A 21719-nucleotide genomic window follows, 5' to 3' on the forward strand; every position below is an offset into this window, starting at 1 on the left:
GCGCTCTCCGGCTCCGACGTTCAGGACATGGAGGGGCTCGAGGGACAGGAGTTCGACGACGACACCCGCAAGATGCTCGGGCTCGACGACATCGACGAGATCCTCGGGCAGATCGAGGAGTCCGCCGAGATGGACGTCGAGGAGCTGGAGAAGGAGGCCGAAGCGGTCAAGGCCGGCGGCGCCGGCGCGGACATCAAGTCCGCGGACGAGGTCATTCAGGAGATGGACGAGGAGCCAGTCGACGAAGAGGTCGAGCGCGAGACGTAAACTACCCCACCCTACTCCCTCGGCGCTCCGCGCCTCGGTCCTTGAGGGTGTCGTCAGAACGTGCCGCGTTCTGACTGCTAACCAGAAATCAGAGATTTCTGGTGATGAGGCTTTGATGTAGACTCCCGGCAATCAGTCGCCAGCAATAGGCTGGTGACTCTCACCGTTCAACGTCCCACCATTCACACGCACGTCTACTTGTGCGTCTCCGCTCCCCGACTTGGGCGAGGAACGGAGTCTGTGTGTCCGCTTTCGAGCGTGCCGTAGCCCGATATTCTTTGCGCCGTTGTAATCCGCGTTCACCTCATACCCACACTTCTGGCATTCAAACTGTTCTCCATGGCGGTTATTCTCGTGCGTGAACCCACAGTCCGTCCGAGAACAGCGTTGGGATGTGTGGCTCGGCTCGACCTGTTCCACGGAGACACTCTGTTTAGGGGCTTTGTAGGAGACGTACTCAAACAAGCGTCGGAACGCCCAGACGTGGTGCCACTCTGCCTGTGGAAGTCGTTCTCGAATGTCGCTCAAGTCTTCGAACGCGATCACGTCGCAGTCGTGTTCGACGGCTTCCGAGACGAGTTCGTTGGCGATCGTGTGGATATACTGTTTGCGCCAGGCTTCTTCACGCTTCCCGAGGCGAAGCAGGGCCTTGTGTGCGGCCTGCGTGCCGCGCCGTTGCATCTCGCCACGTCGCTTCTCGAACTCACGACACCAGTGGTCGTAGTCGTCCCCCTGCCAAAACGTGCCGGTTGAGGACACAGCGAGGCTATTGACGTCCTCAGAAATCGAAGATTTCTGATGGGCTGCGCAAGAGCTTCGCTCTTGCGAACGCCGAGGTCGATACCGAGGACCGTTTGGTCGGAGCGCCCGGTATCTTCCGAAACCCCATCACAGTCTGTCCGTCGCATCGAAATGTTGAGATAGAACTCGTCAGTGGCCGTGTCGTACCGAAGCGTACTCTCGCGGAACTCGTAGTTCTCGGAGAGTACGTACCGCTCGTAGGGCGTCGGACTGTCTGCCGGGAGAACGAACGACGGTTCGACTCGGCCCTCAACAGTTGCCAGCGACACCTTGTTCCGGTAGAAGGTTGCGCTCCGGGTGTCGTAGTCCATCGTTTCGGCGGTGAACGTCGGTTGAGAGACGCGCTGTCCCTTTTTCCACCGTTCGACACACGCTTTGACCGCTTCGACAGCGCGTTTGATAGCGGCTTGGACAAGTTGGGCCTGTAGGTCTGTCTCCTCTCGAAGTTCGGAATAGAGCGCGTCACGAACCTCTCGCTTGTTGGTCTTACACTCGGTGTAGGAGGTGTCGGACCAACAGTAGTCGGCGGTTCGGTTCGCGCAGTACAGGTATTGCTCGGCGGTTCGGTGGAGTGCGTCGCGTTGCTCGTCGGAAACGGCGAGTTTCACGACGGCGGTTCGACGCACATCCCTGTTTTCAGAGGGTACCCGACGGTACTTATAAACACGGGAATCGGTCGGTCGCAGTGTGGCGGTTGTGTCGTACCATGTCGGTTTCTTCCCCGACCTACTCGCTCACTCCGTTCGCTCCTTGAGGTCGGGGGCTCCACCTCGAAAATCCTGATCGGCCGCGACGCCGATACCGCCGTCGCCAGCGATACGTATCTCCCGTATCGCCGCCCGAACGACCGGATATTCTGACGCTGCCCCGAACGAAGTGCTTTTGCCGCGCGGCCGACTATCCTCTCGCGTGACTGATGGGTTCGACGGACGGAAGCGCGAGACGCTCCGGCGGTTCGCCGCCATCGGAGCCGCCGCGCCCTTCGTCGGGACCGCGAGCGCCGACGGCGGCGACGACGCCAACGAGACCCGCGAGGCGATCCGCGGCTACGTGCCGACGACCCCCGGCGCCCACTTCTCGAAGCTCCGCGACGACCTCAGGCTCGGGACCGGCGAGGCGCAGTACCACCTCCGAAAGCTGGAGGAGGCGGGCGAGATCGAGTCGACGAAGGACGCCGACTACCGCCGGTACTTCCCGGCGGGTCGGTTCGACGACCTCGACAAGCGAGCGCTCGGGTACCTCCGACGGGACACGCCCCGCGGGATGGTGCTCGCGCTGTTGCGCGACCCGGACGCGACGGGAGCGGAGCTCGCGGCCGCGCTGGACGTGTCGCGGCCGACGATCAGCGCCGCGGCCGGCGCGCTCGACGACGCCGGCTTGCTCGACCGGACCGACGGCTACGTGCTGACCGAGCCGGAACGGCTGCTCACGCTCGTGGTCCGATACGCCGACTCGTTCGACGCCGACGCCGTCGCGTTCGCCGACGACGCAGCCGAAATCGTCGCTTACGACCCGTAATCGACTGCCCGTAGTCGACGGGCTGTAGCCGACAACCGTAGCCGACGATGCTATTCTCCGACCCTTCCCGCCTCTACTCCGTCACCATCCACGTCGTGCCGGAGGAGTACCCCCACTTCTCGACATCGATGTCGGCGGCCGCCTCGGCGACGGCGCCCATGTTCGCGCCGACCTCCTTCGCGGAGAGGTCGAGGTCGTCGGCGATCAGCCGCGACTTGAAGTACGTCCGGTCGCCGGCGTTCTCGCGCAGGTAGCGCAGGATCCGCGCCTGCTTCGCGGAGAGGCCGGCGGGTTCGACGACGACGGCGTCCGATTGGACCGTGCTCATACCCGATACAGGCGACGTCCGCCCATAAGCGGGTTGGTAGACCCGGTTAACACGCCGCAGTCGGGTGATTCGTCCCCGAAAAAAGACCGTCGACCACCGGACCGGTCCCCGGTTTCGGTACGAAAACCGAACGCCGCGGGACCGAGACCCGTCGCCGACTCAGTACAGGTCGGACACGAACGGGCCGAGCGCACCCGCCACCGCCGTCGCCAACGCGTCGGCGCGGTCGACTCGGCCGGCCGTCAGCGCCCCGGCGGCGCCGCCGCGTTTCGCGACGCCGGTCGTGTCGAGCACGTCGTCCATCACGGGACCGAGCTCCTCGCCGCCGGCTATCCGCGCGCTAACGTCCGCGGGGAGCGCGACGCTCGGTCCGCTCCCGCGGCCCATCTGCGACCCGTCGTCGATCGCCGCCCACATGACGAGGAACAGCTCCTCGGCGCCGTCGAACCGCGCCACGCCGCCCTCGATCCCGACGCCGAGGTCGTACGCGCCCGCGTCGAGGACCGTCTCGGCGCGGTTCTCCGCGCCGGCGATAGTCTCTGCGTGACCGGTCGGCTGCTCGCTCACTCCGGACGGAACGGGGACCGACTCGACCGCGACGGTCGTCGGGTCCGCGGAGCGCTCGGCGGCGAGGTCCCGCCCCCGCGACGACTCGAGGACCCGTTCGACCGCGCGCCGCTTCACCGGGTTGCCGCTGCCGACGCCGACTCGCATACCGGCGGTTGGGCGACGGAGTACGAATAGCCGTCGGGTCGGCGCCGCGGGTCGGTGCCGCGGCTACGACGTCGACCCCGGGAACGCCTCCGGGTGGAACAGTTCGGCCAGTCGCTCGACGCCGTCGATCAGCGCCGGGCTCGGCTGGTTCAGGAGGGAGTCGTCGATCACGTGAACGGGCGCGTCGACGGTCCAGTCGCGCTCCGCGACGCTCGCGGGGTCGACCCGGTCGCCGTGCCCGCAGACGTGGACGACGAGGTGGTCGGGATCGGCCGCCTCGACGCTCGCGAGGGCGACCTCGCGGGAGCGCTCGCCCGGGTCGACGAACGGGTAGCCGCCCCCCGCGGCGCGCACGGCGTCGGGCACCCAGTTGCCGGCGGCCATCGGCGGGTCCGACCACTCCTCGCAGTACACCGTCGGTCGGGGGCGGTCCGCGACCGCCTCGGCGACTCGATCGAGCCGCCCGCGGGCCTCCGCGGCGAGCCGCTCTCCCGCCTCCGGCCGCCCCACGTCGGCGCCGCGGGCGGCGAACGCCTCGACCGCCTCGCCGAGCGTCGCCGGCTCGCGGTGGCGGACGTCGAAGCCGCGCTCGCGACACGCGTCGGCGAGGTCAGTCTGAAGCCCGTCGCTCGTGAGGACGACGTCCGGATCGAGGTCGGCGACGCGGTCGAGGTCGGGGTTCAGCCACCCGCCGACGGCGAGCGGGGACTCCCTCCCGTGCGCCGACCCCGCATCCGCGGGCGGGTCGCAGTGGTGGGTGACGCCGACGAGCGCGTCGGCGGCGCCGAGAGCGGTCACGGTCGCGGTCGCGCTCGGGGCCAGCGAGACGACGCGGGGCGCGGTCATGGTCGCCGACTCGGGGCGCCGACGGCCCAAGCGTTTCGGTCGGTGCGAAGCCCGCGGTGCGTCGGCCGACGGTCGGTCAGGATCGGCGGTCGTGTCGCACCTCGAAAACACGTGATAGATCGTGTCCTTTCGTCGGGTTTCCGGCGACACGTTCCGGTCGTTTTAAGTTCGGTTCTACCGTCTATCGGACAAGATCGCTCTCGGACCGTGTTCAGTTACCGAGAGAGGGTTTAGCCATGAGTGAACGATTACACACGCGGGGGAGTCGCTCCCGAACTGAGACCGACGAGAAGGAATCGGAACAGACCGACGAGACGCTGAGCTGTCCGGAGTGCGACGGCAACGTCATCAACGACGAGGAGCACGGCGAGAGCGTCTGCGCCGACTGCGGGCTCGTCGTCGAGGCCGACTCGGTGGACCGCGGGCCGGAGTGGCGCGCGTTCGACTCCCGCGAGAAGGACGAGAAGAGCCGCGTCGGCGCCCCGACGACCAACACGATGCACGACAAGGGGCTCTCGACGAACATCGACTGGCGCGACAAGGACGCGTACGGTCGGTCGCTCGGCGCGCGTCAGCGCCAGAAGATGCAGCGGCTCCGCAAGTGGAACGAGCGGTTCCGCACCCGCGACTCGAAGGAGCGCAACCTGAAGCAGGCGCTCGGCGAGATCGACCGCATGGCCAGCGCGCAGGGGCTCCCGGACAACGTCCGCGAGACCGCCTCCGTCATCTACCGCCGCGCGCTCGACGAGGACCTGCTCCCCGGCCGCTCCATCGAGGGCGTCTCCACCTCCTGCGTGTACGCCGCCGCCCGGATGGCCGGCGTCCCGCGCAGCCTCGACGAGATCGCCGACGTCTCCCGCGTCGAGAAGGCCGAGATCGCCCGGACGTACCGCTACGTCGTCCGCGAGCTCAAGCTCGAAGTGAAGCCCGCCGACCCCGAGCAGTACGTCCCCCGGTTCGCCTCCGACCTGGAGCTCTCCGAGGAGTCCGAGATGCGCGCGAAGAGCCTCCTGCGCAACGCCAAGGAGAAGGGCGTCCACTCCGGCAAGTCGCCGGTCGGCCTCGCGGCCGCCGCCGTCTACGCCGCCGCCCTCCTCACCAACGAGAAGACGACGCAGGCCGCCGTCAGCGAGGTCGCCGACATCAGCGAGGTCACCATCCGGAACCGGTACCACGAGCTGTTGGAGGCCGAGGACGGCCTCGTCGCGTAAGGCTCTCGCGTCCTCCGTTTCTGCGGCCCGTTCTCGACGCGCACGCACACAGCTAAGTCCCCGGCCGCGGAACGCCCGGGTATGTTCGAAGAGTTCGTCCTGACCGCGAGCACGGCCGACCTCTCCGAGGAGCCGCGCGCCCGCGAGCACGCCGACGCCGTGGAGTTCCGGATGGACCTCGCGGACGCCCCGCTCGTCCAGCTCGATGCCTACGACGGCGAGCTCCCGCTTCTCGTCACGAACCGCGCGTCGTGGGAGGGCGGCGAGGCAGAGGCCGTGGCACGGTACGACGAGCTCTCGACCGCGCTCGGAGACGACGCGGTCGCCGCGGTCGACGTCGAGCTCGCGGCGCTCCGCGGGAACGCGCCCCAGGGAGCGCAGTCGCACGCGACCGCGCTTCGCGACACGGCCCGCGAGGAGGGGGTCAGCGTCGTCGTCTCCGTCCACGACTTCGAGTCGACGCCGGAGCCGGCCGCGCTCGTCGACCTGCTCGGTGACGCGGCGAGCGAGGGCGACGTCGGGAAGCTGGCAACGACCGCGACCGCCCCTCGGGACGCACTCGCGATGATCGAGGCGACCCACGAGGCGACCGCGGCCGGCCACCGCGTCGCGACGATGTGCATGGGCGAGCCCGGCCGTCACACCCGCGCCGTCACCCCGATCTACGGCTCGAAGATCGGCTACGCGCCCGTCGACCCCGCGAACGCGACCGCGCCCGGGCAGTACCCGCTCGCGACGCTCCGCGGCCTCGTCGACGGACTGCGTGGCGACGATGTGGACGGGTAGATCACTCATAAACGGTAGATCACTCATAAACCAACCAGCGGCGGCGCGTGCCGGCGAGCGCCCGACGGGCGCGAGTCGCACGCGCGAGGTCGCCGGCGGCGTCGCCACCGGCTGCCAGAGAGACCTCCGGTCTCTCGCTGGAGTCGGTCGCCCGAGCGAAGCGATGGGCGACCGGCGAGGCTGGGGAGGCGTGAGGTGCGGTGCTGAGCGGGGCGGGACTCAAAGGGGCAGTCGCGAGGACGACGCCTGACGACGCAAGCACTGGAAGGAGCGAGCACCGCGAGCGACTGAAGCGCGTGGTTCGAAACGGCGGAGCCGTTTCGTCATCGCCGGAAATCAGAGATTCCCGGCTGGCAGTCAGAACGCAGGGCGTTCTGACGACATCACGAAAGGCGCTCCGCGCCTTTCGAACGACAGCGAGTCACGCGAGTCCTCGCGGCCGGGGCTTTGGAGGCGTTTGGTGTGGGGTAGTCGAAGACGTATCGCCGAGCGGCTCGGGCTTTGGAAGTGTCCACCGCGTCAGCGACGGTTTATATACAAACAGTCGGTACTAGGTCGGTGTTATCGGGTAAAACTCGTTCTCGTTCTTATAAATAGCCGTCCTGCTCACGAATCGTTTTCCCGCCCACCACGTCTGAGAGCCAAACCGCTTTAGGAAGGCCCCCGTAAGTAGAGGTAATGGCGACGTGCGACGTGTGTGGGGAGTACGAGAACCTCCCGTATCAGTGTAAGCGGTGCGGACAGACGTTCTGCGCCGAACACCGTCTGCCGGAGAACCACAACTGTCCGGGCCTCTCCGAGTGGAACGACCCGGGCGGGGTGTTCGACAGCGGCTTCGACGAGAGCGTCGAGGCCGGCGGATCGAGCGCCTCCGGCGGCGAGTCCGCGGGCGTCGCGGACCGCGTCAAGCACCGCATCGACCGCGAGACGAGCACCGGCGGCCTGGTGAGCTACTTTCGGGGCAACGCCACGTACGCCCTGTTGGCGGCGATGTGGATCACCTTCCTCGCGCAGTGGGTCGTGACGCTCACCCTCGGCGACGCCGCCCACAGTCAGATCTTCGTCCTCCGGTCGGACGCGATCGGTCGCGTCTGGACGTGGGTGACGTCCGTGCTATCGCACTCCCGACTCCAGCTGTTCCACATCATCGGCAACAGCATCGTGATCCTGTTCTTCGGCCCGCTCGTCGAGCGCGCGGTCGGCTCGCGCCGCTTCGTGGCGTTCTTCTTCGGCGCGGGGATCCTCGCCGGCCTCGGCCACGTCCTGTTCGCGGTCGCGACCGGCGCGCCGACGACGGGCGTGCTCGGGGCCAGCGGCGCCGGCTTCGCAATCTTAGGCGTGCTCACCGTGTGGCGGCCGAACATGCAGGTGCTCCTCTTCTTCGTCATCCCGATGAAGATCAAGTACCTCACGTGGGGGATCGCCCTGATTTCGGCGGTGCTCGTGATCCAGAGCGGCACGGGCGGCGTCGGCGGCATCGCGCACCTCGCGCACCTGATCGGCTTCGCGATCGGGCTCGCGTTCGGGAAGCGCAACGAGAGCCTCGCGCGGTCCGCGGGCGGTCCCGGCGGGACGAACATGGGAGGCGTGCGCGGCCCGCGCGGTCCCGGTGGCCCGGGCGGTCCCGGCGGGCGCTTTTAAATGGCCCCACCGGAGCGGTCGCCGGTCGATCCCGACGCCGTCGCGCGCCCGGAGTTTCTCCCGGACCCCGCGCTCTCCCGGGCCGAGATGGAGTCGCTCCAGCGCGACCTGGCCGCGACGGCGACGTTCGCGGACGACCACGGCATCGACCCGACCGCGGTCGCGATCGACGAGCCCGCGGATCTGACCGAGGGGCTTCCGGACGCGCGCCAGGAGTCCCTCCCGGGTACGCACCGAGACGCCGGCGATCCCGACGCGCCGGTCGTCGTCGGCGTCGATCAGGCGTTCCTGACCCCGGACGACGGCGAGGACAGAGCGGTCTCGGCCGCGGTCGCGATCCGTGACGGCGCCGTGATCGAGTACGCGAGCGCGACCACGCCGCTCTCGATCCCGTACGTTCCGGGCCTCCTCGCGTTTCGCGAGGGGGAGCCGATGCTGGCCGCGCTCGACGCGTTAGACGCCGAGCCGGACCTGTTGGTCTGCGACGGCTCCGGCCGGATCCACTTCCGGGAGGCCGGCGTCGCGACCCACGTCGGCGTCCTGCTCGACGTCCCGAGCGTCGGCGTCGCGAAGCGCCTGCTGTGCGGCGAGCCCGAATCGACGACCGAGGAGCGGCCCGAGGGGTGGCGGACGCCGATCCGCGCGGACGACTCGGTGGAGACGATCGAGAGGGGCGCCGACGCGGGCGACGTCGCCCCCGTTATCGGTCACGCATTTCAGTCGCGGCAGTACCCGAACAGCCGCCGCGTGAATCCCCTGTACGTGAGCTCCGGACACCGGGTCTCGGCCGAGACGACCGTCGAACTCGTCGACGCGCTGTGCGCGGGGTACAAGCTCCCCGAGCCGACCCGGCTCGCGGACGCGTACGCGGACGCCGTAAAGAGCGAGTCCGACTGATCAAACAGCGAGTCCGACTGACCCGCGAGGCTGATCGGCTTGCGAATCCCTTCGACTCCCCGAGCGACCGGCGCGCCGGCCATGATATCGATTGTCACGGACCGCCGGTTTATATATCGTGGCCCGCGAACGCCAAGACATGGGAGACGAGGACACGGACGGACCGATGTCTGCCGAGGAGTTTCGCTCGCTGCGCGACGGGTTAGTGCGCCAGAGCTCCGGCGGGGGGACGACCGTTTACAAGAACGCCGCCGGCGTCGGCTGCCCGAATCCGGACTGCGACCGCGGCGTGTTCCAGACGCTGTTCGTCAGCGACCACGGCTGGCAGCAGATCGGCGCGACCCGCGACGGGATCGACCTCTGCCTGTGTAACACCGAGACGAAGCGGCTCGTGTTCATCCACGACGAGTGACGTGACAGTGACGGAACCGTGAGCGACGAGTTCGACCCGGCCGCGGCGCTGCACGAGCACCTCGCGGCCACCGAGGAGCTACCCGTGGAGCGCGAGGCCGGCTGGCGACTCGGGGAGGCACAGGCGCTGGCCGCGGAGATCGCCGACGGCGGCCTCGACGACGCGACCGTCGCCAGGCGAGCCGACGAGATCCGAACGCTGCTCGCGGAGGTCGACGGTACCGGTGACCCGGACGCCGACGACCGCGTCGCCGCCGCGCGCGAGCTCGCGACCCGGATCGCGAACCGGTCGGACGACGGATGACCGCGAGCGGGTGACCGCGGCGCTCGAACCGGAGCGCGCGTCGCGATCCCGAGGGGGTTCGACAGTAACGGTTCAGTCGTCCGCCGTCGACTCCCCGCCCGCGTCCGCCGCACACCGGTTCGGACCCAGCTCCAGCTCGATCGCCGCGGTCTCGTCCGGCGGCGACTCCACGCCGCGGTTCGCCGCGATAACGCGCTCGTAGTTCGGCGGCTTCTCCGGGAGCGTCGCCGTGATCAGGTCGACGAACGCCTCGCGGTCGAGTCCGAGCACGTCGAGCTCCCGGCGCGCCGCGCCCACCGTCGTCGTCACCGGCTCGCCGGGCTCGACGTCGCCGGTCGTCCCGTCGTTCCCGACCGCGAAGTGGCCGGGACAGACGACGACGCCGTCCGGCTCCGCGAGCAGGGTCGCGTGGAGCGAGTCGTAGAGCCGTTCGGCACCGGTCGCGGCGCCCGCGGACTCGCTTCCGCCGCCGGCCGCGTCGTCGCCGCCCGCCGCGAACTGCAGCTCCGTCCGACCGACGCTGTCGGTGAACAGCGTGTCGCCGGTGAGAACCGCCGACCGCCCGACGAGGTAGCTCGCGCCGTCATCGGTGTGGCCGGGGGTCGCGAGCGCCTTCACCGCCACGCCGCCGACGTCGAGCGTCTCGTTGCGCGCGAGGGGTTCGAACGCGTAGGCGACGTCGCGCTCGGCGGCCGCCGCGGGGAGGTAGTACGGGACGCCGAGCTCGTCGGCCAGCGCCCGACCCCCGGAGAGGTGGTCGGCGTGGACGTGCGTGTCGAGGACCGCCCCTATCGACGCGTCGCGTTCGGCGGCCGCCGCCCGCCACTCGTCGCCGTGACGCGAGACGTCGACAGCGACGGCGACGCGGTCGGAGCCGTCGGAATCAGCGACGGCGACGCGGTCGGAGCCGTCGGAGCCGTCCCGTTCAGCGTCGCCGTCCGCCGGCCGGTCGCCTACCACGAGGTACCCGAGACACCCCTTCGCGCGCCGCTGGATCTGGACGACGTCGAGCGGGTCGTCGCCCGCGTCCGGGAGCGGGACCTCGGTCCGGTCGTACACGCCCGACCAGCCCCGCATCCCGTCCGCGACGACGGTCACGTCGTCGTAGCCCGCCGCTTCGAGCTCCTCGGCGAAGTCGAGCGAGGCCTTTCCCTTCGCGCAGACGGTGACGATCGCGTCGTCCGCGTCGACCCCGGTCTCGGCCTCGAAGTCGTCGACGTCGAACTCGTGGAACGGCTTGTAGAAGTAGTGGACCGAGTCGGCGATCCGCCAGCTCTCGTAGCTCCCTCGGGGCCGCGTGTCGACGAGCGTGAACGGCCGCTCGCCGCGTCGGCGCTCGTCGATCGCGTCGCGGAACGCGTCGGCGTCGATGACGGTTGGCATGGTCGGGGATTGGCGCCGAACGGCAAAACGCTGTCCGGTGGGGTTCGGCCCGCGCCCGCGGCCGCGTCCGGCCCACGGCGGCGTCCGGTCCGCGGTCGCCCGCTCGCTCGCACTCGCGATGGACAGCCTTTAGCCGAGCGACCGGACAGGTGTGCGCATGGTCGAGGCGTTCGCGGTCGCCAGCGGGAAGGGCGGCACGGGCAAGACGACGAGCACGCTCGCGCTCGGGATGGCGCTGGCCGACGAACACGACGTCACCGTCGTGGACGCCGACACGGGGATGGCGAACCTCCTCTTTCACGCCGGGCTCGACGACGCGGCGGTCACCCTCCACGACCTGCTCGTCGAGGGGACCGCGACCGGCGTTACGGAGGCGACGTACGAACGGTTCGGCCTCTCCGTCGTCCCCTGCGGCACGTCGCTCGCGGGGTTCGAGGCGGCCGAGCCCGAGCGGCTCCGCGACGTCGTCGCCGAGCTCGCGAGCGACACCGACGTCCTCCTGCTCGACTCGCCGGCCGCGCTCGGCTCGAAGTCGGCGGTGCTCCCGGTCGTCCTCGCGGACCGGGTCGTCGTCGTCGTCGAGCCGACGATTCCCGCGCTCTCGGACGGACTGAAGGTTCAGGAGTACGCCCGCTCGTACGGGACGGAGACTGCGGGCGTTCTCTTCAACAAGGTCCGGAAAGACGCCGCCGACGTGGCCGAGCAGGCCGAGCGCCACTTCGGGGGGCCGGTGCTCGCCCGCGTCCCCGACAGCGACGTGGTCCGGGACGCGCGCCGCGCCGGAGAGCCCCTCGTCGCGCACGCGCCGGAGAGCGACGCGGCGGCCGGCTACCGACGGGCCGCGGCCCGACTCGACGTGCGCGACGGCGACGGCGACGCGGTCGCCGACCGGTTCCGGAGCGCGGTCGTGCCGGACACGCCATGACGGGGTCCGCAGACGGACCGACGGGGCCCGGGGAGTCGAACGAGGCCCCGGAGCTTCGGATCCCCCGCGGGACCCTCCTCCGGTCGCGCGTCGTCTCCGACGTGGCCACGACGCTCTCGCGGGCGCTGGACCGCGGTCTGACGGGCTACGCGACGATCGTCCCGCAGGAGACGCTCCTCCTGGAGGGGGACGCGCGCGGCGTTCTCACCTTCGCGGACGGGGTTCCCGTGCTCGCGTACAACACCGTCACCGACAGCGGCGGTCCCGACGCCCTCGCGGAGCTCGCGGTGCCCGGCCCGTACCGCGTCGAACTGTACGCGGTCGACGGCGGCGGGCTCGACGCGGCCCACGAGGCAGACGCGCTCCGCGTCGCCCCGGGCGCGGCGGCGACGGAGCTCGCGGACGACCCGGCGCTCGCCGACCGCACCCGCGACGCGGCACCCGACGAGCGGCTGGACGGCCCGGGGGCGGACGACGCCGACGCCGTCGCGGCGTTCCTCGCGGACGACGACCGGATTGAGGCGATACGCGAGCAGGCGCGGGCGGAGGCGGCAGAGCGCGCCGACGAGTGGGGGCTCGACGCGGCGCTCGCGGACGAGCACCCCGGGGGCGACGACCCCAACGCCGACCTCGCGACCGCGAGCGAGTCCGGACCGGAGCGCTGATCGAGACGGGGCGAGACGGGACGGAACAGACGGGGCGAGACGGGACGGAACAGACGGGGCGAGACGGGACAGACGGGGAGAGACGGGACGGAACAGACGGGACGAGACGGAACGGGACAGGGCGGAATGAGACGGAACGGGACGGGGCGACGGGGCGGAGCGGTTTTGTCGGCCGCGGCCGTAACCGGCGCATCACGGTCCTCCGACTCCTCCGCTTGACGGCGCCCGCCGACTTCGCCGACTGGTACGCGGCGAGCCGCGCGTACACCCGCCACGTCGCCGACGGCATGGGGTTCGCGGGAGCCGACGCGGTCGACGGCGCGCGGGTCGTCGAGCGGCTCCGGACCGATCACACGACGCTGTCGCCCGCCGAAGCGCGGTCGGTCGCGGCGACGCTGCTCGCCGACGGCGCCTTCTCCGAACCGTACTGCGAGTGGCTGCCGACGTGGTACGAGCTCGCGCTGATCGCTCCGGTTCGGTACGGCGACTGGCGCCTTCGGCGCGTCGCCGCGGCGGTCGCGGGAGCCGCCGGCGTGACGGTGGCCGCCCCGCGGTTCTCCCGCCCGCGGGACGTGACCGTCGACGGCCGACCCGCGCTCGCGGGGGTCTCGGGGTTCCGTGACCGCTTCCTGCTGGCCGACGCGCTGTTACACTTGGAGTGGTTCAACCACGCCGCCGCGGCCGACGGGATCGGCGTCCCGCCCGACCTCGTCGAGCGGACTCGCGAGGAGACGGTGTCGTACTACGGGGGCGACCGGGCGTCGCTCTCGCCGCCCGTCCGTCGGTTCCAACGCCTCCTGTTCGCCGATGACGCGTGGGTCCGCCGAGTGAACGATCGGTACGACCTGAACAGCCGGCTGTTCGGCGTCTGGGAGCGGATCCTGAGCGCGGAGCGCGAGCGGCTCGCCGACGAGTGACCGTTCCGGGCGAGATGTTACAACACCTGTAACACGTTACGGGTGCTGACTCTCTTGACGGGGGGTAAGTATACGATAAACGGGGATGAAAAACGGGTACGGACCGACGGACGGTTCGTCGTTCCCTGACTGCTTCGGCCCTCTCTCGTTCGCCCTCTTCGGCCCACCTCCCCGCGTTCGATCCGTTGACCGACCGTGACGTCCGGTTTCGGTCGCCGCCCTCGGCGCACCCGTAACTCGCGACTGAGTAATCTTTTATTCACCGAAGTGTCGGCCGGAAGCTTCATAGGTCGGCTCGCGGATCCTCCGGGTACACGAATGGCAGTACTCTGGCTGGAGGACGTTGACGCCGACGACGTCGGGACTGTCGGCGGGAAGGCCGCGTCGCTCGGTGAACTCATCGGCGCCGGACTCCCGGTTCCCCCGGGATTCGCCGTCACCGCGGGCACGTACCGGACCTTCATCGAGGAGGCGGGGATCGACGAGGAGCTGTTCTCGGCCGTCGACGTCGATCCCGAGGACTCCGCCGCGCTCCGCGCGGCCGAGGAGCGGGCGGAAGAGCTCATCCTCGACACGCCGTTCCCCGAGGAGGTCCGCGAGGAGATCCTGGAACGGTACCGCTCGATGGGCGGCGAGGAGGAGGCGTTCGTCGCCGTGCGGTCCTCGGCGACCGCCGAGGACCTCCCGGACTCCTCGTTCGCCGGGCAACAGGAGACGTTCCTCAACGTCCGCGAGGACGACCTGCTCCGCCGAGTGAAGGAGTGCTGGGCCTCCCTCTTCACCCAGCGAGCAATCTACTACCGGCAGCAGCGGGGGTTCCCGCACGCCGACGTCGACATCGCGGTCGTCGTCCAGCGGATGGTCGACGCCGAGAAGTCCGGCGTGATGTTCACCAGCCACCCCTCGACCGGCGACCCGCAGATCACCATCGAGGCCGCGTGGGGGCTCGGCGAGGCGGTCGTCTCCGGCACGGTCTCGCCCGACAACTACGTGTACGACCGCGAGCGCGGCGCCGTCGACCAGGTCACCGTCGCGGACAAGAAGGTGGAGATGGTGAAGGACGCCGAGACCGGCGAGACGGTCCAGCTCGACGTCGACGAGGAGCGCCGCACCGCGCGGGTCCTCTCCGACGCGGAGATCGGGGATCTGGTCGCGCTCGGCGAGCGCGTCGAGGACCACTACGGGACGCCGCAAGACGTCGAGTGGGCGATCCGCGACGGCGAGATATACATGCTCCAGTCGCGACCGATCACGACGATTCAGGAGGACGAGAGCGACGAGGGCGGCGCGGACGCGGGCGGGACCGGCGGAGAGACCCCGAGGAAGTCCACCGTCGGGGGCGCGTCGGGCCGGCCCGGCGCGGCCAACGGCGGATCCGCCGGCGCGGACGAGGACGTCCTCGCCGACGGGCTCGGCGCGAGCCCGGGGGTCGTCTCCGGCGCGGTCCGGATCGTCCACAAGCTCGACCACCTCGACCAGGTCCAGGAGGGCGACGTGATGGTCACGGAGATGACGATGCCGGACATGGTCCCGGCGATGAAGCGCGCCGCGGGGATCGTCACCGACGAGGGCGGCATGACGAGCCACGCCGCGATCATCTCCCGCGAGCTCGGCGTCCCGGCCGTCGTCGGGACGGGTAACGGGACGCGACTGCTCGAGGACGGCCAGGAGGTCACCCTCGACGGCGACAAGGGCACCGTCCGCGCCGGCGTCGACGAGGAGGCCGAGCCCGGCGAGGAGTTCGAGCCCGTGGAGGCGGCCCGCCCCGAGACGCCGGTAAAGCCGATGACGGCGACGGAGGTGAAGGTGAACGTCTCGATCCCCGAGGCGGCCGAACGCGCGGCCGCGACGGGCGCCGACGGGGTCGGACTCCTCCGGATCGAGCACATGGTGCTCTCGCTCGGGAAGACCCCCGAGAAGTACATCAACGACCACGGCGCCCGCGCGTACCAGGACGAGCTGATCGAGGGCGTGCGCCGCGTCGCCGACGAGTTCTACCCGCGGCCGGTCCGCGTGCGTACCATCGACGCGCCGACCGACGAGTTCCGCGAGCTGGAGGGCGGCGAGGGGGAGCCCAACGAGCACAACCCGATGCTCGGGTGGCGCGGGATCCGGCGGAGCCTCGACAAGCCCGACCCGTTCCGGCAGGAGCTCGCCGCGTTCGCGCGCCTCTTCGACATGGGGTACGACAACTTGGAGGTGATGTTCCCCCTCGTCAACGACGCGACCGACGTCGAAGCGATAACGGGACACATGCGCGACGCCGGCATCGACCCCGAGACGCACCGGTGGGGCGTGATGATCGAGACGCCGGCGAGCGCGCTGCAGATCGGGGAGCTGGCCGCCGCCGGTATCGACTTCGCCTCTTTCGGCACCAACGACCTCACGCAGTACACGCTGGCGGTCGACCGCAACAACGAGCACGTCGCCGGCCGGTTCGACGAGCTCCACCCCGCGGTGCTCCAGCTGATCGGCGACACGATCGAGACGTGCCGCGAGCTCGGCGTCGACACGAGCATCTGCGGGCAGGCCGGCTCCAAGTCGGAGATGGTCGACTTCCTCGTCGAGGAGGGGGTCTCCTCTATCTCGGCGAACATCGACGCCGTCCGCGACGTCCAACACGAGGTGAAGCGGACCGAACAGCGGCTCCTCCTCGACTCGGTGCGCTGAGGCCGTGCTGAACCGGATTTTGTCTCTCGGAGCTGAGAACGGAACGGTTGACATCCTCCCCGCGCTGAAGCGCGAGGTTCTCTCCTCAATTTTTCGGAACGGGTAAGACCCTCCGCGGTAACGGTTTCTTGAATGCAGCAGCCCGAGCCGCAGTCGTTCGACCGGGTGCTCTCCTCGATGTGTACCGAACCGCACCCCGCGGCCCGGGAGGCGGCCGAGCGCTACCTCGCGACGAACCCCGGCGACCCGGCCACCTACGAGGCGGTCGCGTCGCTGGAGACGCGCGCGGTCGAGCTGCTCGCGACGCTCGCGGCCCACCCCGAGCCGACCGACGCGGCGGGCTACGTCACCGCCGGCGGGACCGAGGCGAACGTGCAGGCGGTCCGCTCCGCGCGGAACCGACACGACGCGAGCGACGCGAACGTCGTCGTCCCCGAGAGCGGCCACTTCTCGTTCCACAAGGCCGCGGAGCTGCTCGACGTCGAACTGCGGACGGTCCCCGTCGACGACGACTACCGGGCCCGGACCGACGCGGTCGCGGCCGCCGTCGACGACGCCACCGCGCTGGTCGTCGGCGTCGCCGGCAGCACGGAGTACGGGCGCGTGGACCCGATCCCGGCGCTGACCGAGATCGCCCACGACGCCGGCGCGCTGATGCACGTCGACGCGGCGTGGGGCGGGTTCGTGCTTCCGTTCGCCGACCGCGCGTGGTCGTTCGGCGACGCCCCGATCGACACGCTGACGATCGACCCCCACAAGTTCGGACAGGCCCCCGTTCCCGCCGGCGGGCTCCTCGCCCGGGAACCGGCCGCGATGAACGCGCTCGCGGTCGACACGCCCTACTTGGAGACGCGGTCGCAGGCGACCCTGACCGGCACCCGGAGCGGCGCTGGCGTCGCCGGCGCGGTCGCCGCGATGGAGGCGCTGTGGCCCGACGGGTACCGCGAAGCGAGCGAGCGCGCGACCGACGACGCCGCGTGGCTCGCCGAGGCCCTCGCCGAGCGCGGCTACGACGTCGTCGAGCCGACGCTCCCGCTCGTCGCCGCGGCGCTCCCCGAGGCCGAGTTCGACGCGCTCCGAGAGGCCGGCTGGAAGGTGTCGCGGACGGCCGCGGGCGAGCTCCGCGTCGTCTGCATGCCCCACGTGACGCGCGACGCGCTTCGGGCGTTCGTCGCCGACCTCGACCGGATCCGCGCGTGAGCGACGCCCGACTCGGCGCGCCCGCTCCGCCGCCGCCGAGTTCGATTCACTCCCCGCCGCCGCCGAGTTCGACTCACTCCCCGTCGCCGGCGTACGTCTCCAGCGAGGCGAGCCGCCCGTCCGTGACGTCGAAGACGTCGACGAACGCGAACACCTCGTCGCCGTCGGCGTCCAGCAGTCGTCCCCGAACGGCGACGCCGGGGCCGGACGGGTACACCGCGTCGACGGCGTGGGTCGTGTCCGTCATCGGCCGCTCGTCGCGCATGAACGCCACGAAGCGGTCGCGCCCCTCGAAGGTGCGGTCCGGGCGTCGCTGGGCGAAGTCCGGGGCGAGCAGCCCTCGGAGCCGCTCGTAGTCGCCGGCGTCGAGCGCGTCGTAGTAGGCGCGGGCGAGGCCCTCGGGGTCCGCGGTCGGCGGGGCGGTCACGACGCGAGCGCCTCGAACTCCTCGGCGGAGGTGCGAGTCCCCTTCGAGATGACGGCGTCGCCGGCGCGCAGCACCGTGTCGATGTCGTGACCGATCAGCCACCCCTCGTCCGGGCGGCGGATCGCGATCACGCTCGTGGAGACGTCGGTCGTGGGGATCCCGTTCGTCACGCTCGTGCCCGCGAGGTCGCTCCCCTCCCGGACCACGGTCCGCGTGATGATCTCGTCCGACTCCTGGACCGCCATCTCCACGACTGGGTGGACGCCCAAGTTGCGCCTGACGCCTTCGGTGATCTTCACCGCGGCGTCCGAGATCTCCTCGGTGGCGACGCCGAGGTGGATCAGCCCGCGGAGCGAGACGGGGTCGTCGGCCTCTCGCGCGGCGCGGAGGGTCCACGCCTCGAACCGCGACTGGAGCGCGTCGACCTCGATCTCCAGGTTGGACACCTCCTCCGCGAGCTCCTCGTTGTTGAACAGGATCGAGCCGTACGCCAGGTCGACCGCGAGCTCGGAGAGGTTCTTCATCAGCACGATCGAGTCGACCGCGCGTTCCAGGTCGTCGATCGCGGGCTCGACCGGCTCCGCCGGCTCGAACGGCTCGCCCGCCAGCTCGGGGTACGCCTCGACGACGCCCGTCTCCGGGCCGCGGAGGAGCGTCACGTCGCCGACCTCGATCCGCGTCTTCGGTCCGGGGTTGAGGATCCAGTCGTCGTCGCGCCGGATCGCGATGACTCGGACCCCCGTCTTCGACTCCAAGTCGATGTCCTTGAGCGTGCGACCGGCGTAGCCGGAGTCCGACGCGACGGTGCCGCGGACGAGCGTCTCGACGCCGCCCGTGAGCGCGCCACGCATCGCGTCGGGGAGGCCGATCTCATCGGTGATGATCTTCGCGATGTCGCCCGCGGCGTCGGAGATCTTGTCCGCCGCGCCGACCACGCCGAGCACCGGCGCGAGCGTCTCGGCCTCGTCGGGGCTCCGCGCCGCGAGCATGAGGCTCATCCGCGCGCGCATCTGGAGGACGTCCATCCGGTGTTCGAGCTCGACGACCTCCTCGGCGATCGTCGGGCTCCCGTGGAGCACCGCCGAGTACGACAGATCGATCAGCAGCTCCGCGGTGTCTTTCATCTCCACGAGCAGGTCCTTCACGCTCGTCGGCTCGTACGTGACCGACAGCGGCGACTCCCGCCGGTCGAATCGTCCCATGCGAACACCCTCTCCGGCGCCGACTAAAAGGCTTGTCGCGGGGCGCTCCCGCCGATTGCGCGCGGGGCGCTCAGGGAGACGTCTCCGCCTCGTCGCCGGCGACGTAGGCGGGAGTCCCCCCCGCGTCGCCGTCTCTCTCCCCGTCGTTCGACACCCGCCGGGCGAGGTCGACGAGCGCGAGCCACGCCAGCAGCCGGGCCGCCCGGTCGCGCCACGTCGCCTCCCACTCCGGGTCGCGAGCGCGGTCGTGTCGCGGGACCGACTCGCGGGTCGCCTCGAACAGCGCCTCGGGCGTGACCGGGTCCTCGGGCGTGGCCTCCCGGAGAGCGGCCAGCGCCTCCGGCGCGAGCAGGACGCCCTCGCGGAGTCCCTCGCGGACCAGCTCCGGGGTCGGCTCCGCGTCGGTCCGCACGAACCCCCGCGACGTCTCCCGGACGAGTCCGAGCGCGCGGAGGAACGCGAGCCAGTCGTTCGCGACCCGCCGGTCGGCGAGCCCGCACCGGTCGCGGAGGCGGGCGCAGCAGTCGTCGGTGCTGCCGGGGACGAGCGGCACCGCGCGCTGGAGCTCGCGGAGGTCGTCGACGGCGGCCGGGGGGTCGGGGACGGGCTTGATTCGCATCGACGTCGATCCGCGACCGTCTCAGCGGTAGTCGAACGACTCGGCGAGCAGCTCCTCGTCCGTCTCGCCGACGGCGTAGACGGGGCCGTCGACGACGTCGACGGTGACCTTCGCCGGCGCGAAGACGCGCTCGTCGACCTCGTAGAAGTCCCAGCCCGCGTCCTCGAACACCTCGACGAAGGGGGTGCCGTACTCCTCGCGGGCGGTCGAGACGATCTGGTCGAAGCGGTCGTCGTCGCGCGCGACCTGCAGGTGGACCTCGCCGCCGTACGCGAGGGCGTCGTTCGTCCGACCCATCGCGAGGTCCTCGTCGCGGGTCACCGGCGCCATCGGCGCGGCGCCGGACGCGTGGAGCACGTCGGTCGGCTCGTAGCCGAGCTCCAGCAGGCGGAAGACGGCGAGCTCCGCCGCGCGGGCCGCGGTGGCGACCGAGCCGGCGGTCGAGCCGGTCGCGTACGCCGGGAGGAAGACGCCCTCGGGGTCGACCTCGGCGAGGTCGGCGACGTGCTCGGCGACCTCCTCGGTCGGGAGCGCGGTCGACTCGACGGTGAGCGTGGCGAACTCGGAGGAGTCGTAGTAGCCGACGCGCTCGAACTCCGCCTCCTGCCCGACGAGCGCGCGGGCGGGACCCGAGCCGAGCCCCTCGTAACCGGACTCGAAGTCGAGCTCCCAGCCGGCCTTCTGCGAACAGAGCAGCGCGATCGCGGGGTGGTCCGTCGACAGCTCCACGTACTGGCGGGGCGCGCCGGCGACCTCGCCCACGCGGGTGCGGAGGTTCGCGAGGCCGGCGGTCTGGATCTCGGCGAGCAGGAGCCCGGCCTCGACGCCGCCGGCGGCGTCGATCCCGAAGTCGACGACGGTGGCGCCGTTCTCCAGCTCGTAGCCGACGACGTCGAGCTCACCGGCGAAGTCGAGCGCCTCGTCGACGAGCTCGATCGCGGTCCGATTGATGCTTTCCATGCTCGATACTTTTCGCTCCCCGGTTAAGGGGTTTGTCTGTTGGCACCGCCGTCCGCGTCGCGCGCCCGTCGGCTCCGCTCAGTCGCCGTGGACTCCCGGGCTCAGTCGCCGTGGACTCCCGGGCTCAGTCGCCGTCGCCCGTCGAGATCGGTTCGACGCGGAAGACGTACCCCTCGTACGCGCTGTCCAGATTGGCCGGCCCTTCCGCGGCCGTGTGGTCCACGCAGAGGAGGGCGGTCGCCTCCACGGCGCCGGTTCCGGTCTCTTCCTGATACCGCTCGGTGACCTCGAACGCGGCCGGCTCGTCGCAGCCGCGTCGGTAACACTCCTCCGGGCCGTCGTCCGACGGTTCCGCCTCGTCGCCGCGCTCGCGGGCCTCCGAGATGTCGCGCTCGATCCGTCGGCGCTCCTCGTCGCGGGCCTGCTTGTCGCGCCCCGATTTGGTGTCCGGCATACCTGCCTCGTCACGCCTCACGGTGATAATTGTACGGTCGATCGTGACGGATCGGCGTCCGGAGTCGGTCCGCGGTTTCGCGCTACCAGAATCCGCCGTCGGAGTCGCTGTCGTCCCCGACGCCGCCCGGCCCGCTCGGCCCGCGCGGTCCGCTCGGCCGCGGGTCGGGGTCGATCTCGACCAGCTCGCTCTCGGCGCGCGGGTCGATCTCGCGTCCCTCGTCGTACCGGACGAACGAGAGGTAGAACGGCTCGCCGCAGCCGGGGTCGTCGACTTCGCTTTCCCGCTCGTCCCCGCCCTCTCCGTCGCTGGCGACCGCCCCGCCGACGTCCGGCCCGCGAACCCCGTCGTGCGGGTCCCAGACGACCCCGTCGCTCTCGCCGCAGACGAATCTGACGCCGTCGACGCCGTCCCGATCCTCGAACGGCTCCCCGGGGGCGACGTACGTCCACCCCTCGAGGGGGTACGGCGTCACCGCCTTGTCCGCGAGGTAGCCGTCGCGTTCGAGCTCGACGAGCGTCCCGCAGTGCGGACAGTAGTAGGTGACCGGATAGCTCATGGCCGACGTACGGG

General features: G+C 70.6%; 22 protein-coding genes and 2 pseudogenes. 13 read left to right on the plus strand and 11 right to left on the minus strand.

Annotated elements, in window-relative coordinates:
* Positions 1–267 (plus strand): annotated as a pseudogene (locus DJ75_RS15485) (phosphoesterase); the annotation flags it as partial.
* Positions 268–399: 132 nt separating this feature from the next.
* Here DJ75_RS15485 and DJ75_RS15490 read toward each other — a convergent pair.
* Positions 400–1676, minus strand: a pseudogene (locus DJ75_RS15490) (RNA-guided endonuclease InsQ/TnpB family protein).
* Positions 1677–1977: 301 nt separating this feature from the next.
* Between DJ75_RS15490 and DJ75_RS15495 the strand changes: the two are divergent.
* Entirely contained in the window at positions 1978–2586 is a 609-nt protein-coding gene (locus DJ75_RS15495) for a MarR family transcriptional regulator (RefSeq protein ID WP_094525323.1), read from the plus strand.
* Between the two features lie 73 nt (positions 2587–2659).
* Here the strand turns inward: DJ75_RS15495 and DJ75_RS15500 are convergent, their stop codons facing one another.
* From DJ75_RS15500 to DJ75_RS15510, 3 genes are all read right to left on the minus strand, one after another.
* Positions 2660–2914: a hypothetical protein gene (locus DJ75_RS15500; protein ID WP_094525324.1), complete on the minus strand. Its 255-nt coding sequence runs from the start codon at positions 2912–2914 to the stop codon at positions 2660–2662.
* Positions 2915–3073: 159 nt separating this feature from the next.
* The gene (locus tag DJ75_RS15505; RefSeq protein WP_094525325.1) at positions 3074–3628 is read right to left on the minus strand and encodes a DUF84 family protein; all 555 of its coding nucleotides are present in this window, start codon (positions 3626–3628) and stop codon (positions 3074–3076) included.
* A gap of 63 nt (positions 3629–3691) precedes the next feature.
* On the minus strand, positions 3692–4474 hold the full coding sequence (locus tag DJ75_RS15510) for a cobalamin-binding protein (RefSeq protein ID WP_094525326.1): 783 nt from the start codon (positions 4472–4474) through the stop codon (positions 3692–3694).
* A 236-nt stretch (positions 4475–4710) separates the two neighbouring features.
* On the opposite strand from DJ75_RS15510, the gene DJ75_RS15515 reads away from it, so the two are divergent.
* From DJ75_RS15515 to DJ75_RS15540, 6 genes are all read left to right on the plus strand, one after another.
* Positions 4711–5685 (plus strand): transcription initiation factor IIB family protein, encoded by a 975-nt coding sequence (locus tag DJ75_RS15515; protein WP_012659836.1) that lies wholly within the window; start codon positions 4711–4713, stop codon positions 5683–5685.
* An 81-nt stretch (positions 5686–5766) separates the two neighbouring features.
* Entirely contained in the window at positions 5767–6471 is a 705-nt protein-coding gene (locus DJ75_RS15520) for a type I 3-dehydroquinate dehydratase (protein WP_094525327.1), read from the plus strand.
* Positions 6472–7149: 678 nt separating this feature from the next.
* The gene (locus DJ75_RS15525; protein ID WP_094525328.1) at positions 7150–8112 is read left to right on the plus strand and encodes a rhomboid family intramembrane serine protease; all 963 of its coding nucleotides are present in this window, start codon (positions 7150–7152) and stop codon (positions 8110–8112) included.
* A complete protein-coding gene (locus tag DJ75_RS15530) occupies positions 8113–9009 on the plus strand; it encodes an endonuclease V (RefSeq protein WP_094525329.1) in 897 nt (298 codons plus the stop codon).
* A gap of 139 nt (positions 9010–9148) precedes the next feature.
* Entirely contained in the window at positions 9149–9421 is a 273-nt protein-coding gene (locus DJ75_RS15535) for a hypothetical protein (RefSeq protein ID WP_049906210.1), read from the plus strand.
* 18 nt (positions 9422–9439) lie between these two features.
* Positions 9440–9724, plus strand: a complete 285-nt coding sequence (locus tag DJ75_RS15540; RefSeq protein WP_094525330.1) for a hypothetical protein — start codon at positions 9440–9442, stop codon at positions 9722–9724.
* Between the two features lie 72 nt (positions 9725–9796).
* On the opposite strand, the gene DJ75_RS15545 is transcribed toward DJ75_RS15540, so the two are convergent.
* Entirely contained in the window at positions 9797–11107 is a 1311-nt protein-coding gene (locus DJ75_RS15545; protein ID WP_094525331.1) for a rhodanese-like domain-containing protein, read from the minus strand.
* A gap of 157 nt (positions 11108–11264) precedes the next feature.
* Here DJ75_RS15545 and DJ75_RS15550 point away from each other — a divergent pair, with 157 nt between their 5' ends.
* From DJ75_RS15550 to mfnA, 5 genes are all read left to right on the plus strand, one after another.
* The gene (locus DJ75_RS15550; RefSeq protein ID WP_094525332.1) at positions 11265–12032 is read left to right on the plus strand and encodes an AAA family ATPase; all 768 of its coding nucleotides are present in this window, start codon (positions 11265–11267) and stop codon (positions 12030–12032) included.
* On the plus strand, positions 12029–12697 hold the full coding sequence (locus DJ75_RS15555; protein WP_094525333.1) for a hypothetical protein: 669 nt from the start codon (positions 12029–12031) through the stop codon (positions 12695–12697). Before DJ75_RS15550 ends, DJ75_RS15555 begins: the two co-directional genes overlap by 4 nt.
* A gap of 287 nt (positions 12698–12984) precedes the next feature.
* A complete protein-coding gene (locus tag DJ75_RS15560) occupies positions 12985–13614 on the plus strand; it encodes a hypothetical protein (RefSeq protein ID WP_094525409.1) in 630 nt (209 codons plus the stop codon).
* A gap of 318 nt (positions 13615–13932) precedes the next feature.
* Entirely contained in the window at positions 13933–16284 is a 2352-nt protein-coding gene (ppsA, locus tag DJ75_RS15565; protein WP_094525334.1) for a phosphoenolpyruvate synthase, read from the plus strand.
* 132 nt (positions 16285–16416) lie between these two features.
* Complete coding sequence (gene mfnA / locus DJ75_RS15570; protein WP_094525335.1) at positions 16417–17484, plus strand: tyrosine decarboxylase MfnA; 1068 nt, start codon at positions 16417–16419, stop codon at positions 17482–17484.
* Between the two features lie 73 nt (positions 17485–17557).
* Here mfnA and DJ75_RS15575 read toward each other — a convergent pair whose 3' ends face one another.
* The 6 genes from DJ75_RS15575 to DJ75_RS15600 all read right to left on the minus strand — a co-directional run bounded on the left by DJ75_RS15575 (position 17558) and on the right by DJ75_RS15600 (position 21705).
* Positions 17558–17911 carry a nuclear transport factor 2 family protein gene (locus DJ75_RS15575; RefSeq protein WP_176451095.1) on the minus strand — a complete coding sequence of 118 codons (354 nt, stop codon included), beginning with the start codon at positions 17909–17911 and terminating at the stop codon, positions 17558–17560.
* Complete coding sequence (locus DJ75_RS15580) at positions 17908–19113, minus strand: potassium channel family protein (protein WP_094525336.1); 1206 nt, start codon at positions 19111–19113, stop codon at positions 17908–17910. Before DJ75_RS15580 ends, DJ75_RS15575 begins: the two co-directional genes overlap by 4 nt.
* A 70-nt stretch (positions 19114–19183) precedes the next feature.
* Entirely contained in the window at positions 19184–19732 is a 549-nt protein-coding gene (locus tag DJ75_RS15585) for a hypothetical protein (protein WP_094525337.1), read from the minus strand.
* A gap of 21 nt (positions 19733–19753) precedes the next feature.
* Complete coding sequence (gene mch / locus DJ75_RS15590; protein ID WP_094525338.1) at positions 19754–20692, minus strand: methenyltetrahydromethanopterin cyclohydrolase; 939 nt, start codon at positions 20690–20692, stop codon at positions 19754–19756.
* 124 nt (positions 20693–20816) lie between these two features.
* Complete coding sequence (locus tag DJ75_RS15595) at positions 20817–21146, minus strand: hypothetical protein (RefSeq protein ID WP_094525339.1); 330 nt, start codon at positions 21144–21146, stop codon at positions 20817–20819.
* 82 nt (positions 21147–21228) lie between these two features.
* Positions 21229–21705, minus strand: coding sequence for a hypothetical protein (locus DJ75_RS15600; RefSeq protein WP_094525340.1), 477 nt, complete (start codon positions 21703–21705; stop codon positions 21229–21231).
* Positions 21706–21719 lie beyond the last annotated feature (14 nt).

This window comes from Halorubrum sp. Eb13, from assembly GCF_002252895.1.
Taxonomy (GTDB): domain Archaea; phylum Halobacteriota; class Halobacteria; order Halobacteriales; family Haloferacaceae; genus Halorubrum.